General features: G+C 73.1%; 8 protein-coding genes. 6 read left to right on the top strand and 2 right to left on the bottom strand.

The genetic code is table 11. The annotated features are described in order from the left end of the window. Nucleotides 1-11: 11 nt before the first annotated feature. From ACZ4S3_RS17655 to galE, 3 genes are all read left to right on the top strand, one after another. On the top strand, nt 12-3,545 hold the full coding sequence (locus ACZ4S3_RS17655) for a bifunctional glycosyltransferase/CDP-glycerol:glycerophosphate glycerophosphotransferase (protein ID WP_467934373.1): 3,534 nt from the start codon (nt 12-14) through the stop codon (nt 3,543-3,545). A gap of 314 nt (nt 3,546-3,859) precedes the next feature. Beyond that, a complete protein-coding gene (locus tag ACZ4S3_RS17650) occupies nt 3,860-5,512 on the top strand; it encodes a glycosyltransferase family 2 protein (RefSeq protein WP_467934369.1) in 1,653 nt (550 codons plus the stop codon). Nucleotides 5,513-5,563: 51 nt separating this feature from the next. Next, nucleotides 5,564-6,538 (top strand): UDP-glucose 4-epimerase GalE, encoded by a 975-nt coding sequence (gene galE / locus ACZ4S3_RS17645; protein WP_467934365.1) that lies wholly within the window; start codon nt 5,564-5,566, stop codon nt 6,536-6,538. Between the two features lie 129 nt (nt 6,539-6,667). Here galE and ACZ4S3_RS17640 read toward each other — a convergent pair whose 3' ends face one another. Continuing rightward, nucleotides 6,668-8,527 carry a glycosyltransferase family 2 protein gene (locus ACZ4S3_RS17640; protein ID WP_467934359.1) on the bottom strand — a complete coding sequence of 620 codons (1,860 nt, stop codon included), beginning with the start codon at nt 8,525-8,527 and terminating at the stop codon, nt 6,668-6,670. 165 nt (nt 8,528-8,692) lie between these two features. On the opposite strand from ACZ4S3_RS17640, the gene ACZ4S3_RS17635 reads away from it, so the two are divergent. From ACZ4S3_RS17635 to ACZ4S3_RS17625, 3 genes are read left to right on the top strand one after another with little or no spacing between them, the layout of a single operon-like run. After that, on the top strand, nt 8,693-11,296 hold the full coding sequence (locus ACZ4S3_RS17635; RefSeq protein ID WP_467934355.1) for a YfhO family protein: 2,604 nt from the start codon (nt 8,693-8,695) through the stop codon (nt 11,294-11,296). 22 nt (nt 11,297-11,318) lie between these two features. Next, entirely contained in the window at nt 11,319-12,332 is a 1,014-nt protein-coding gene (locus ACZ4S3_RS17630; protein WP_467934351.1) for a glycosyltransferase family 2 protein, read from the top strand. Continuing rightward, nucleotides 12,332-12,781 (top strand): GtrA family protein, encoded by a 450-nt coding sequence (locus tag ACZ4S3_RS17625; RefSeq protein WP_467934347.1) that lies wholly within the window; start codon nt 12,332-12,334, stop codon nt 12,779-12,781. The genes ACZ4S3_RS17630 and ACZ4S3_RS17625 overlap by 1 nt, the downstream gene beginning before the upstream one ends. Here ACZ4S3_RS17625 and ACZ4S3_RS17620 read toward each other — a convergent pair. Beyond that, the gene (locus tag ACZ4S3_RS17620; protein ID WP_467934343.1) at nt 12,742-14,943 is read right to left on the bottom strand and encodes a PIG-L family deacetylase; all 2,202 of its coding nucleotides are present in this window, start codon (nt 14,941-14,943) and stop codon (nt 12,742-12,744) included. The two genes, ACZ4S3_RS17625 and ACZ4S3_RS17620, sit on opposite strands and share 40 nt — an antisense overlap. Between the last annotated feature and the right edge of the window lie 229 nt (nt 14,944-15,172).

The raw sequence follows: 15,172 nt of genomic DNA, 5'->3' as shown, positions 1-15,172 counted from the left end.
GGTCCGCGCGTATGAAGCCTCGGCTCACCGTGGTCGTCCCGGTTCCTCGTATCGGGGGGTCCGAGCGGAATGTGGAGGAGTGTCTGGAGTCGGTGGCGGCCCAGACGCTGACCGAGCTGGATGTGGTGCTGGTGGAGGGGGCCGGCGAAGAGAGCGCCAGTGTCGTCCGCGCGTTCGCCGACCGGGACCCCAGGTTCCGTGTCGTGCGCCGTCCTGGAGGGGTTCCCACTGTCGGTGCCGCGCGCAACACCGGTGCCCGGCATGCCTATCCGGGGACCGGTTATCTGGCGTTCCTCGACGCCGACGATGTGCTGCTGCCGCGCGCCTATCAGGATCTGACCGGCCTGCTGGAGCGGTCCGGTGCGGATTTCGCGACCGGCAATGTCTACCGGCTCGGTGCGTTCGGCCGCAGTCCGTCGCGGGACCGTCCGGCGGCCCGCGGCACGGCGTTGCGCACCCACATCACCGAGGACCGCACGCTGCTGTCCGACCGTTACGTCCGCAACAAGGTGTTCCGCCGCACCTTCTGGGACCGTCATGAACTCGCTTTTCCCGAAGGCGAGTTGTGTGACGATGCGGCGGTGACGGTGCCCGCGCACTTCCTGGCGGGGGCGGTGGACGTCCTTCATCAACACGTCGTCCACCACCGGCTGCCGGAGGGCGCCGGGCGGCACCGGCGGCCGGATGTGGCGGGCGTGCGGGAGCGGTTCGCGACGATGGCGGGCATCCGCCGTTTTCTCGCCGACCCGGCCCATCCCGACCGTCACGGCTTCCGGCGCGAGAACGACCGGTGGGCGCTGACCGAGGGGCTGCTCGATCTGGTCGCGGCGCTGCCCGCGGCCGCGCCCGAGTGCCGTACCGCGTTCCTGGAGGGCGCCCGCGACTTCCTCGCCCAGGTCGATCCGCGGCTGTTCCCCACGCTCCCGGTGGAGCTGCGGATGCGCTGGTATCTGATCCGCGCCGGCCGGCTCGCGGATCTGCTCGCGCTGCTGGCGTACGAGTCCCGTAACCCGTCCGGGTTCGATGTCGCCGGGCCGCCGTTGCGCAAGCGCGCGGTGCTCCCGTTCACTCCCCCGCTGGAGCTGCCGCCAGGCGTGACCCGGCTGGACCGGGCGGATTTCCCCGTCCGGGCGCAGGTCCAGGAGGCGGTGTGGCGGGAGGGGTCGCTGGTTTTGCGCGGCTGGGCGTATCTGCGGAATCTGGATGCGGCCACCCGGCACAGCTATCTCAGGACGGTGGTGGTGGCGCAGGGGCGGCGCCGGATCCTGCTGCCGCTGCGGGCGGTGGCGATGCCGCAGGCGACCGCCGAATCCGGTCAGGAGCGGCACTGTTACGACTGGGCGGGCTTCGAGGTCACGCTCGATCCGGCCCGGCTGCGCAGGGGTGGGCGCTGGGAGGAGGGGGACTGGACGGTCGGGGTGATCGTCGCGTCGGCGGGGGTGGTGCGGGCGGCGCCGTTGCGGGCGGCTCGGGGCGGTTCGGGGGCGGCGCCGCCGGCGCACGAGGCCGGGGACGGCTGTGTGCGGATCGTTCCCGGGTACGCCGGGGGGCGGCTGCGGCTGTCGGTCGAGCGCCGTACGCGCCGGCTGGCCGGGCACGGCTTGGCGGGGGCCGACGCCCTGGATCTGACGGTGACGGCGCCAGGCCCGTTTCCGGCGGCGCTGCGGCTGACCCATGAGGGGACGGGCACGGTGGTGTCCTTCCCGGTGGAGGCGGGGCAAGCGGCTCGAGGGCGGGACGCGCGGCTCACCGTCCGGATCCGCCTCGACGCGCTGGCCGCCGCCCGCCCTTGCCGGGATGACGCGCCGCGGGCGGTCTTGCCGGTGCACACCGAGACCTGGGCCGCGGAGCTGGTGCTGCCGGACGGCGGCACGGACCGTATCGCCTGCCCGCCGGGGCTGTCGCCGGTGGGTCATCCGCTGCCGCACGGCCGTGAGCTGGTGGTGGCGGCGACCGCCGGCGGGAATCTCGTCCTTCATGACCGCACTCCGCAGCCGTATGTGGACCGTGTCGTGTGGCGGGCGGACGGCACTCTTCTGGTGGCGGGGCGGCTGCCGGATGCCGCGCCGCCGGCCACCGAGGTCGTCCTCAAGCACGGTGCGCATGCGGCCGAGGTGGCCTTTGCGGCCACCCACGACGGCGGCCGCTTCCACTGTGCGCTGCCGCTGGGCGCGGTTCCTTCCCTTGCGGGCGAGCTGCCGCTGCGTGAGGGCCGCTGGACGCTGCATCTGCGGGAGCTGGGGGCCGCGGGCTCGGCCCTGGATGCCCCGGTGCGCTTCGCGCCCGCCGTCTTCGACGGGCTGCCCACCTCCCGTACGGTCGGTGGCAAGCCGCTCACCCTCGACCGGCACCGTCATGACGAGGCGCTGGTGACGGCGGGCCCGGTGCTGCCCGTCACCGACCGCGGCCCCTACCGCCGCCGGGTGCTGCGCGAGCTGCACTACCCGCTGCACCGTGGCCGGCCGCTGCGTGAGGCCGTCCTCTACAGCAGCTTCGGCGGCCGGGCGTACGGGGATTCGCCGCGTGCGGTGCACGAGGAGCTGGTGCGCCGGGGGGCGGATGTCGCGCATCTGTGGGCGGTGCGGGACGGCCAGGCGGTGGTGCCGGACACCGCCCGTGCGGTGGTCGTGGGCAGTGCCGAGTGGCACGGTGCGCTGGCTCACAGCCGCTGGGTCGTCACCAACACGCACCTGCCTTCGTGGTTTCTGCGCCGCGACGGGCAGACCGTTGTCCAGACCTGGCACGGCACGCCGCTCAAGCAGATCGGTGCGGGGCTGGCGGGCACGCTGTGTGCGGGGCTGGCGCATCTGGCGCCGCGGCCCCGGCTGGGCCGGCAGTGGAGCGTGCTGCTGTCCCCCAATGCGCACAGCACGCCCGTGCTGCGCTCGGCTCTGGGGTACAGCGGTGAGCTGCTGGAGTCCGGTCTGCCGCGTACCGACGCGCTGCTGGCGGCGGACCGGGACCGGGTGGCGGCGGCCGTACGGGGGCGTCTGGGCATCGAGCCGGGCCGTAAGGTCGTGCTCTACGCCCCCACTCTTCGCGACGATCTGGCCTACGACGCCGCGCATCACCGCCTGCATCTGCCGGTGGACCTGGGGCTGGCCCGTGAGGCCCTGGCCGACGACCACGTCCTGCTGGTGCGCAGCCATCCGCTGGTGGCCGACCGGCTGCCGGCCCACCATGCGCCGTTCGCTCTCGATGTCTCGGCGCACCCCGACGCCACGGAGCTCCTCCTGGCCGCCGATGTGCTGGTCACCGACTACTCCTCGCTGGCCGCGGATTTCGCCAACACGGGCCGCCCGATGCTGTTCCTGACGCCCGATCTGCCGCACTACCGCGACAGCCTGCGTGGTTTCACGCTCGATTTCGAGGCTCGGGTTCCGGGCCCGCTGCTCGCCTCCACCGGGGAGCTGATCGATGCGCTGGGTGACCTGCCGGCCATCGTCCGGGCCGGCGCGGAGGCGTATGCGGATTTCCGGCAGGCGTTCTGTCACCGGGACGACGGGGGCGCGGCGGCCCGGGTGGCGGATCTGCTCGTGGAGTGAGGCGCCGGGGGCGGGCGGGAGAAGGGCCGGGGGCGGGCGGGGGAAACGTGGTGGCGCCCGGATCGGCATCGTGCGGGCTTCGCGTCGTTACAGCTTGTGCGGAGGTCCTTACGGGCCGATGCATGCCCGAGCCCGGCCTTCCCGCCAGTAAGACCGGCCTTCCGCGCCAGTAAGAAGACGGAAAGAACACGCCAAACCGTGGCGACGGGTGCAACCCCTCGAGGGGATTCTGCCTCTGATCCATCAGACAAACGGACCGGATCCCGCTCGTGCCCCCAGAGATGCTGTCGACACGAAATGTAGATTTAGTGACTGTGAAAGAAGCCCTTGAGCCACTGCCTGGGCCCACCATCACGCCAACCGCGCAGGTCAGCATCGTCGTCATCGCCTTCAACGATGCCGTCCATGTCGGCGATGCCGTGCGCTCCGCGCTGGCTCAGGGTCCCCCTGGAGCGACGGTCGCCGAGGTGATCGCGGTGAACGACGCCTCCACCGACGGCACGGGCGACGCCCTGGACGCCCTGGCCCGTACCGATCCCCGGGTGCGGGTCATCCACCGCGCCGAGAACAGCGGCGGCTGCGGCAGCCCGCGCAATGACGGGCTGCGCGCCGCCACCGGCCGCTTCGTGATGTTCCTGGACAGCGACGATGTGCTGCCCGCGGGCGCGGCGCAGGCGCTGCTGGCCGCTGCGCTGCGGCACGACGTCCCGGTGGTGTCGGGCGCCTGTGTACGCCGTGAGCTGCCCGCGCAGCGCGATGTTCCCTGGCAGCCGGCGCTCTACCGCGAGGCAGCGGTGCACTCTTCCGCCGACGCCGACCCGCTGCTGGTCCGCGACACCCTGTGCGTCAACAAGCTCTATGAGCGCGCGTTCCTGTCGGAGCACGGCATCGCGTTCCCCGAGGGCCGCTACACCTATGAGGACTTCGTTTTCACGGCGCATGTCCTGGCCGCCGCGGAGCGCATCGCCACGATCCCCGACCGGGTCTACATCTGGCATGTGCGCCGGTCCGCGGCCAAGCAGTCGATCTCCCTCGACCGCACCGACGTCGCCAACTGGCAGGCCCGCATCGACGCCCACCGGGCCAGTGTGCGGATCTTCCTCGCCGCCGGGCACAAGGCTCTCGCGCAGGCCGCGGGCACCAAGTTCCTCGATCACGATCTGCGGATGTACGTCCGTGAGCTGCACACCCGGGGCGCCGACTACCGCGCCGAGTGGTGGCGGCTGACCCGCGACTACCTGGCGGGCTTCGACGAGGCCGATCTGCGCGCCGCCCGCGCCCCGGCCCGGTGGCTGGCCCGCGTCGTTCTGGCGTCGCCCGCCCCGCGGGATCTGGAGCGCCTCACCCAGCTCGCCGCCCGGCCGGGGCGGCTGCTGCCCCCGTACGCGGAGGCCGACGGCCGCGCCGTATGGTCCGCGGACCTCCCCGAGGTGGAACTGGACGCCCTGGGCACCAAGCCGATGCACCGCCTTCCGGTGGCCATCGACGCCGAGCCGCTCATCGGCCCCCGCAGCACGCTGCGGCTGCGCGTCCACGACCTTTACGGACGGCTGGCCGCGGCGGGGCCCGCGAGCATCGACGTCGAACTGCGACGCCGCCGGGACGACCGGCGGGGCCCTGTGCACACCGCCGCGCTCACCGCGGACCCGGCCGTTTCCGGGTCGGCGGCCTGCTGGACCGCCGAGGTGGTGCTGGATCTGGGCACCCTGGTCGAACGTGGCAGCGGGCGGGCGGGCGGTCCCGAGCCGTGGGACCTGATGGCCGAGGTGCGCTGCGCGGACGGCTCGGGTTTCCGCGCCTCGCTGCGCGCGGCCGGCCCCGGCCTGCGCCGCCGTGTCCTGCCCAGCCGCCGCCATTTTCTGCTCCTGGCCCAGCCGTATGCGACGACCGGCGGCGCGCTGTCGCTGCGGGTGGCGGCCGGGCTGCGCAGCGTATGGCGTATCGCGGCCCGCAGACTCCGCCTCTGAACCGTTCTCCCTTGCCCCCGTTGCTGTGTTCCCCGTCCTAGGATTGGCGCTATGTCTTACTTGATCACGGGTGGTGCCGGCTACATCGGCGCCCATGTCGTACGGGCCCTGCGTCAGGCGGGCGAGCAGGTCGTGGTGCTCGACAACCTGACGACGGGCATCGCCGGCCGGATCCCCGAGGGCGTCCCGCTGATCGTCGGCTCCACGCTCGACCGTGCGCTGCTGGACCGCACTTTCGCCGCGCACCGGATCACCGATGTGGTGCATCTGGCCGCCAAGAAGCAGGTCGGCGAGTCGGTGGAGATGCCCCTCGTCTACTACCGGGAGAACGTGCACGGTCTGCAGACGCTGCTGGAGGCCATGGCCGCCGCCGGCGTCGGCCGCTTCGTCTTCTCCTCCTCGGCCGCCGTCTACGGCATGCCGGACGTCGATCTGGTCACCGAGGACACGCCCTGTGTGCCGATCAATCCGTACGGCGAGACGAAGCTCGTCGGTGAGTGGATGGCCCGCGCGGTCGGTGCGGCGCACGGCATCAGCACCGCCTGCCTGCGCTACTTCAACGTTGCCGGCGCGGCCACTGCCGAACTGGCCGACACCGGCGTCTTCAACATCGTCCCCATGGTTTTCGAGAAGCTCACCGAAGGCGCCGCGCCCCGCATCTTCGGTGACGACTACGACACCCCCGACGGCACCTGCATCCGCGACTACATCCATGTCGCCGACCTCGCCGACGCCCATGTGGCCGCGGCCCGCAAGCTCGCCGAGCCGGGCCCGGTGCGGGACTTGACCCTCAACATCGGCCGCGGCGAAGGCGTTTCGGTACGGGAGCTGATCGATCTGATCTGCGAGGTCACCGGGCACGAGGGCGTGACGCCCAAGGTCACGCCGCGCCGCCCCGGCGACCCGGCGCGGGTGGTGGCCGCGGCCGAGCGGATCACCGCGGAGCTGGGCTGGAAGGCGCACCACGACGTGCGGGACATGATCAGCTCGGCGTGGGCCGGGTGGGGGCTGCGCCGGCAGGCGTGAGACTCGAGGTCGCGGACGGGAAGGTCACCGGTATCCGCCCGTTCTGCTGGGACACCGGGGCGATCGCCGAGGCGTGTGCCGTGCCGGCGCAGGTGGGCTGAGGCAGGCGCGGGGCGGTGGCGGGCGCGCTCAGTGAGTGGTGACGGTCAGCGGTTCGCCGTCCTCGCCGTCGCCGCCCCGTACCGGCAGCCGGCAGCGCAGCGGCCCCGCGGTGAGCAGGAGTGCCACCCGCCATCTGCCCGTCGGTGCGCCGCGCAGCCGGGCCCGCACCGTGTACCGGTCGCCCGCCCCGCGCTTGACCTTGGTGCGCAGCGCCACGGTGCGCGTCGCGTCGAGGAGGAGCAGCTGGAGCCTGGCGTCCGTGGGGCAGCCGGGGAGGGTGAGGTCGGCGCTGAGGGTGGTGCGGGTGGTCTCGCCTTGCAGGTCGGCGCCCGGGGGGCGGCGGGTGCCGCGGCCGTCCAGGTCGAGGTGGAGATGGCCGTGGGGGTGGGAGAGGAAGAGGGCGGCGACGGCGGGGGCGGCGGGGTCGCGGGTGACGATGCGCGGGGCGAGGCTTGCGGGGTCCTCGTGTTCGGGGTGCAGCCAGGCGGCGCGGCGTACGGGTGCGCGGCCCGCGCCGTAGGCGGTGACCGCGACTTTCAGGCCCCAGATGCCGTCGGCCGGCGGCTCGCCGTCCGCGGCGGTCGCCGGGTCGAGTACGGCGTGCCATGTGCCGTCCGCGTACCGGGCGGGGAGGCGGTGTTCGGCGCCCCGGCCGCGGAGCACGATGTCGACGGAGTGTGCGGTCAGGCCGGGGAGTTCGGCGGTGCCGTTCAGGTGGAGGGCGCCGTCGGCCCAGCGGTAGCCGATCAGGCGCTGGCGCAGGGCGAGGCGGTCGGTGAGGTCGTAGAGGGCGTCCGGGAGGGGGCGGGCGGGGTCGCGGAAGTGGGGGTAGGCGGCGTAGACGCGGCCGTCGGGGTCGACGTGGGGCGGGCCGGGGCGGGTTTCGGTGTCGGCGCGGATGACGGCGGTCAGCTCGTCGTCGAGGCCGGCGCGCAGGCAGTGGGCGCGGAGGCGGAGGCGGGGTGGCAGGGCGGCCAGGACGCGGTCGGTGAGATAGCGCGTGACGAGGGGGCGGGCGGCGGTGATCATGTCGCGGCGGCCGGGCGGGTCGCCGGCGAGGTAGGGGGCGGCGAAGGGCATGAGGATCTCGCCGTGGAAGTGACGGACCATCAGTTTGTCGCGGTCGGGGCCGGGCGGGACGGCGTCGGTGAGGCCGGCGAGGACCGTGCCGATGTAGGCGAGGTATTCGGGCCAGTCGATGGGCCGGCGGCTGGCGTTGCTGTCGTCGTCGCGGCCGTGCAGGTAGTAGCAGTCGTAGTCGGCGAGGACGGAGATGACCTCGGCGCGGAGCAGGGCCGTGATGCCGAAGGGGAGGTCCTCGGCGCGCAGGCGGCCTTCGACGAAGCGGAGGCGGTGGCGGTCGAGGAAGGCGCGGCGGAAGAGTTTGTAGGCGGCCAGCGTCCAGTAGACCGGGGAGTCGAAGAGGGAGACGTTGCCGCTGGTGGTGCGCAGGTCGACGGGGGCGTCGCGGCCGTCGGCGCCGACCAGGCGGCCGTAGACGATGTCCGAGCCGTGTGTCTGCGCCATGTCGGTGAGGCGGGCGAGCGCTTCGGGGCCGAGGCGGTCGTCGGAGTCGAGGAAGAAGACGTAGTCGCCGGTGGCGTGGGCCAGGCCGATGTTGCGGGGGCGGCCGGCGCCGCCGGATGCCGAGCGGTGGAGGACCGTCAGGTTGGGGTGGGTGCGGGCCGTTTCCGTCAGCCATGCGCCGCTGCCGTCGGTGGAGCCGTCGTCGACCGCGATCACCTCGATGCGGCCTTGGTCCAGCGTCTGGGCGAAGACGGAGCCCAGGCTGCGGCCGAGGTAGCGGCGGGTGTTGTGCACGGGGACGATGACGGAGACGGTCGGCCTCGGGGCGTCGTGGGGCGGGGGCGTGTCGGTGACGGCCACCTGCCCTCCGTTCCTTCTCCTCCGGGCCCGTGGGCGATACCGGCAGCCACAGGGGAATCAGGGGAAACTACCCCGCACTTCGGCACAGCGAAACGAACATTCAAGACATATCCCTTAGAGTGAGCCTCCGGCGATCTTGATCTTGGAGCTGGAGACCGCGGCACTGTGAGACCGACCCTCCGCCGCCCGGCCGCCCCCGGCCTCGCGGCGCTGCTGTCCATGGGGGCGTACTGCCTGGCGCTGGCGGTGCACGGCGGCTACCCGTTCGGAGCGCGCTCGCGCGCCGTCAACGACCTGGGCAATCAGTTCATCCCGTTCCACGCCCGGCTGTGGGACCTGCTGCACGGCACCGCCGGCGGCGATCTGTTCTTCAACTGGAGCAGCGGGTACGGCGTTCCGTTCCTGGCCGATTTCCTCACGTACCTGATGAATCCGTTCTCCTGGCTCGTCGGGCTCTTTCCGCGGCATCTGGTCGAGTTGCCGGTCTTCCTGGTGACGTTGTTGAGCATCGGTCTCGGTGCGGCGCTGATGACCGTCTTCCTCGGGCGTCTGCAGCCCGGGTCCGGGCTGCTGCGGGCGCTGCTCGCGGTGGGGTACGGGCTGTGCGCCTGGGTGCTGCGCGACGGGTTCGCCGATCCGATGTGGATGTGGGGGCTGGTGTCCCTGCCGATGACGGGCATCGCCGCGGACTGGTGTCTGCAGCGGCGCCGTTGGGTGGCGGGCACGCTGCTGTGCGCGCTCGCGTGGGCGGGGAATTTCTATACGGCGGCGATGGCGACCCTCGCCACGGTGCTGGTGCTGCTGGTGCGGCTGACGCCGGCCTGCGGGACGCCGGTCCGTGGCCGGCTGCGGGCACTGGCGCGGGCCGGCTCGATGACGGTCACCGGCATCCTGCTGGCGGCGCCCGCGCTGACCGTCACCTTCGCGGCCAGCCGGGCCGCGCAGCCCGCACCGGAGGCGGACTACCCCGGACCGCCGGAGCTGCTGGACCAGTTGGCACAGCTGCTGCCGGGCGGGGGCGGCGAGGCGGAGGTCCCGAACATCTTCATCGGGGTGTTCGGGCTGCTGCTGGTGGCGGCGTTCCCCTTTGTGCGGGCCGTGCCGGCCGGAGCCCGTATCGGGTGGTCGGTCCTGGCGGCCGGGGTGGCCGGTTCGTTCGTGTGGGAGCCGACGATTTTGCTGTGGCACGGCTTTGCGCTGCCCAACGGGAGCCCGTTCCGGGCCGGCTTCGTGCTCAGCGGGATCCTGGTGATGATCGCCTGGCTCGCGCTGGCGCACCGGCCGAGGCCGGGTGAACTGGCCGCGGGTGCGGTGCTGGTGGCGCTGCTCGCCTGGCTGTGCCGCGACCGGCCCTCGGTCGGCGCCGCCACCTGGATCCTGGTGGCCGGCGGCGGGACCCTCGCCCTGGGCGCACTGATCGCGCTCGCGCGCTCGCGCCGCCGCACCGGCCAAGGCGCGCTGCGCGCCGCCGCGGTCGTGGCGCTGACCTGCACCGTTGTGCTCGGTTCGGCTTTTTCGGCGCTCTCCCTCGCGGTGCTGCGGGACAAGATCGAGTGGTTCCGGCCGAAGGTCACGCTCAGCCAGCGGGCGCTCGCCGTCCAGGACGGGCTCGCGGCCCGGAGCGACTGGCCCCGTGCACGTACCGACCCCGGCCCGCACGAGTTCGCCAACAACGATCCGCTGCTGATCGGCGGCGAGGGCGGCTCCTACTACAGCAGCTATGTGCCCGCCGCCACCGCCCGCACGCTGCACAGGCTGGGCGCGGGCTGGTACATCAAGGGGCGCCACACGCTCAGCTTCGAGGACCCGGTGGGGCGGGCCCTGATGGGCGTCAGCAGCTATCTGGCGCCGCGCAGCCACGGCCGGTTCACCGTCCGGACCGCGCGTCCGGGCCCGCTGCTGACCGTACGGGACCGGCTGCCACGGCCCGGCGGCCGCCTGGATACCGTCTTCGCCCGCCAGGAGCAGGTCCTGGGCGCCAAGGTCTACGAGGTCCCCGCCCTGACGCCGACGGCGGGCCCCGCCCCGGTGCGCGACGGCACAGGCTGGGCCCTGCCCGCCGTCGACCCGCCGTGGTCGGGCACCGGGCCCGCCGGGCCGGGCACCACCTTCACCGCGCGCTGCGCGCCGGGCGGGACCGCCGTCTGGTACGCGCCATGGTTCTCCGGGCAGGTCAGCGGCCTGGGCAGGCGCAGCCGGGCGATCGGGCGGCACGATGTCACCGCCAACCCGGTGCGCCGGCTGGGAAAGGTGCCCGCCGACGGCGTCCTGGCGGTGCGCTTCACCGGGCGTGGCCGGCAGCATGTGCCCGCGCACGCCATCGGCTGTCTCCCGCCGCGCAGGCTAGCCGCCGCGGTGGGCGCGCTGCGCGCCAAGGGGCCCGTCAGGGTGAACACCAGCGGACACGGGCTGGTTGCCGAGCTGCCGGCGGGCAGTTCCGGCAGCGCGCTGTTCGCTCTTGTGGCGGTACCCGGGTGGGGCTGTTCGGTGGACGGCGGGCCGTGGCGCGCCGCGGGTTCGTTCGCCGGTCTGCTGGCCGTCCCGCTGGGCTCCGGCGCCTCGCGGCTGTCGTGCGCGTACACCCCTCCGGGCTTGGTACCGGGGCTGGCGGCGAGCGGCGCGGGCGCGCTGGCGTTGGCCGCGGTGGGCCTGGCCACCACCCTGCGCAGACGCCGCGACTCCACATTCACCATGTCGCCCCAAATCGTGACATTCCGCCAGATTTGCCAGAATCATCCCTCAGGGGGCGGTGACCGAGCCGTCCCCTGACCCTCGGCGAAAAGGCGCGACCATGAAGCTCTCCCTCGTCGTCCCCTGCTACAACGAAGAGGCCGTCATAAGCCGGTTCGACGAGCAGGTGCGCGCGGTCCTCGGCGGGCTCGCCGTCGAGTACGAGCTGTGTTACGTGGACGACGGCAGCGCCGACGGCACCCTGCCCCGGATCCGCGACCTCGCGCAGCAGCACCCCCGCACCACCCGCTACCTCTCCCTCAGCCGCAACTTCGGCAAGGAGCCCGCCATGCTGGCCGGGCTCAAGGAGGCCACCGGTGACGCGGTGATCATCATGGATGCCGACCTCCAGCACCCGCCCGAGCTGATCGAGCGGATGCTCGACCTCTACCAGCTCGGCCACGACCAGGTCGTCGCCCGGCGCAGCCGGGACGGCGACCAGCGGCTGCGAACCGCCTTCAGCCGCCTCTACTACCGCGTCGTCAACACCTGGGTGGATGTCGAACTCACCGACGGCGTGGGCGACTTCCGGCTGCTGTCGCGCACCGCCGTGGACGCGCTGATCTCGCTGCCGGAGTACAACCGCTTCTCCAAGGGGCTGTTCTCCTGGATCGGCTTCGACACCATCACCTTCGACTACCGCAACGCCGCCCGGGAGGCCGGCGAGACGAAGTGGCGGCTGGGCGCGCTGGTCAACTACGGCTTCGACGGCATGCTCTCGTTCAACTGCCGCCCGCTGCGGGCGGCCATCTACACGGGCCTGAGCCTCGCCTCGCTCGCCGCGCTCTACACCCTCTGGGTGATCGGCGCCGCCGCCGTCGGGGGCGTCACCGCACCGGGCTATGTGACCCTGGTGGCCATCGTCGTGGGCCTGGGCGGGCTGCAGATGGTGATGCTCGGGCTGATCGGCGAGTACATCGGACGGATCTATTACGAGTCCAAGCGGCGGCCGCACTTCCTCGTCAAGGAGACCGGCGGGACGGCCCCCGCCCGCACCGTGCCGGACACCGCCACCACTGTCGCCGCCACCACCGTCGCCTCCCCCACCGTCGTCGCCCCCTCGCAGGCCGGCTGATGCCCCTTCGCGCGCACCCCGCGCTCCCGGCGCGCCCCCAATGGGGCCAGATAGTGCGCTTCGCGGTCGTCGGCGGGGTCAACACCCTTACCTTCTACGCCTGTTATCTGCCGCTGCACCGCGCGCTGCCGTATTTCGCGGCGTACACCGCCGGCTTCCTGGTGAGCATGGCCTGCTCGTTCTTCCTGAACACCTACTTCACCTACCGCACCCGGCCCACCTGGAAGAAGTTCCTGCTCTTCCCGCTGACCCAGGTCACCAACTACGTGACGCAGAGCGTGGGGCTGGTGGTGCTGGTGAGCTGGTGCGAGGTGAACAGCAAGGTGGCGCCGCCGGCGGCGGCACTGCTCGCGCTACCGTTCACCTTCCTGGTCTCCCGGCGGATACTGCTGCCGGGCCGCCGGACCGGTCACAGCGCGCCGCCGACCCGCCCCCGCGAACCGGCCTGAGCCCACGCCCCGAACGGTGCCCGCTGCCCGGCCGCCCGCTGCCGGGCCGTATACAGCCTGCCGTCGTTGCCGAGCGCCAGCACCACGGCGCGGCCCGCGGCGTCCACGGCGACACCGGCCGCCGCCGAATGCGGCACCTTCCCGGTGTGCCAGGGCCCGGCCGCCTCCTGCGCCATCGCGACCCGGACATCCCCCGCATCGTCGCGCGCCGCGATCGCCATCCGGCCGCCGGAGCCGACCGGTGCCGCGGCCACCCGCCCGTAGCCGCCGACCGGTGTGCACTGCGCCGACACCCGCCAGCTGCCGATCAGCTTGTGCCGCTCGGCGACCAGCACCTGTGCGGTGTCCGCGCGGCGGAAGAGCGCGCGGACCGCGCCGTCCTCCAGGGGGACGACACTGACCGGCCCGGCCGCCTCGGGCAGCCCGGTGGCGGCGGCCGGGCGGGGCATCCGCCCGGCCTCCTTGGACACCCAGTGCTGTACGGTCCGGCCGCTCGGCGCGACCAGGTGGATCATCCCGTCGCTGTCCACACAGGCGTCGATGCCGTCGACGACGTGCGGTGAGGCCGTCAGGGTGCTGACCGGGCCCTCCAGGTGCCGCCACGCCGTCCACCGCCCGCCCCGCGGACCGCTGCGCCAGGCGACACCGCCGTCCCAGGTCCGCACGAAGACATGCACCGTGCCGTCCGGGGCCGCCACCGCCGCCGGGTAGCCGGTCTCCAGCGACCGGACCGGGTCCGCGTCCGGCGGGTCCAGCGGCTCCCACGGCGCGAAGACGGGCGTCCCGTCGCGGGCGGTGCCGGTCTGCAGGGCGGTCGTCAGCTCGCGGCGGTGGGCGGTGCCACGGCCCGGCAGCAGGGTGCGGGCGGCGAACAGCTGGAGGGCGCCGTCAAGATGCCGTACGGCATGGATCTGGCCCTCCAGCAGGTCGCCGCCGAGCGGCGCGGGCCCGGTGAAGCGGCCGCTGCCCGCACGCGTCTCGATCCAGCAGTGCGCCCGGCCGGCCAGCACCACGAAGGCGGCGAGCCGGCCGTCCTGCGTGGGCCGGACCCAGGCGTTGGAGCCGGGGGCGCGCAGCCGGGTGCTGCGGGTCCAGTTGCGGGAGCCGCCGCGGTAGGCCGTATCGCCCACCTTGCGGTCGCCGCAGCCCGCCGGATCGCCGCAGTGGCGGCCGTCGGACCAGCCGTAGACGGAGAGCAGCCGGCCCTTGCGGCGGGCGGTCCTGCTGTCGAGGTTGTTGGGCAGGACGCCGAGCTCGTAGCCCAGATAGCTCTCCACGACGGCCGGTCCGTGGTGCGGGCGCCCCCAGTGGGCGGCCAGCGCCGCCTGGGCGAAGTAGGCGGAGGCGGTGTGGTCCTGGTGGTCGAAGTAGCGCAGCCCGGACAGCCGGGGGTCCTTGGCGCGCTGCGGTACCGCGGAGGAGTGCACCGCGTTCGGGTCGAGGGTGCGCACCACGGTGGGCCGCACCCGGTCGAGCACCGCCATCAGGGTGCGGGTGAGCTGGTCGCGGGTGTAGCGGTAGGCGGCCGGTACGGGCGTGTCCTGGGGGCGCAGCGTGGGGAGGGTGGGGATCACGCCGAGCCAGAGGCCGCGCAGGCTCATCGCGCGGGGCGCCGATACGGTCCTGGCCTCGACCAGCTCCAGGAAGATCAGCTGGTTCTGCGGGGCCTCGCGCAGGGTGTGCAGCTCCACCTGGAAGCCGGGGAGCAGGGTGACCGCCTCGAGGCGCCAGGGGCTGGCCGGGTCCCCGGTGGCCATCATGGCGTGGGCGGCGCGCAGCCCGTTGGTCCGGGCCCGCGCGTAGGCCGCCCGGTTGTGCGGGACGCGGTCGGGGTGGGGGGTGCCCCGGCCGGCGTTGCGTCCGTCGGACTCGCCGCCGGTGAGGCAGACCGTGACCGAGCGTGCCCCGCTGCGCAGGGACTGCTCCAGATTCGGGTTCATGAAGTAGAGCGCGTCGTCCGCGTGCGCGACCACGTGCAGAAAAGTCTGGTTCCCGGCGGCCACCACGGACCGTCCCGGGCCGGCGGGCCCGGCCGGCGGGCCGAGCGGCTCGTCGGGGGAGAGCCTGGCCCACACGGCGGCGCCGGCCGTCGCCGCCAGCACACCACCGCCGGTCGCCTGGAGCAGCAGCCGGCGGGATATCCACGGGGAGCGGTCGGGCAATCGAAGCTCCTGTTCAGGTGGCCTTTTACGGAAGAGGCTCATATCCAGTATTTGGTTGCCTCAAAAATCTCGCCCGTCCGGAAAGTCACTGCATTCCTCGGGCCCCGATGTGTCGTACAGAACTTTCAGGTTACGAAGACCAACCTTTTTGGGTGAACGCGAGTCGGATGGCTGACAATGGAACGCGCCCTTCGGGGCCTTTTTGCGTTCTGTACTCAGCTCGTCACGA

It is taken from the genome of Streptomyces sp. NPDC028368 (assembly GCF_055565615.1).
Note: the sequence above shows the minus strand (reverse complement) of the source record. Positions and strands in the feature narration are given on the sequence as shown.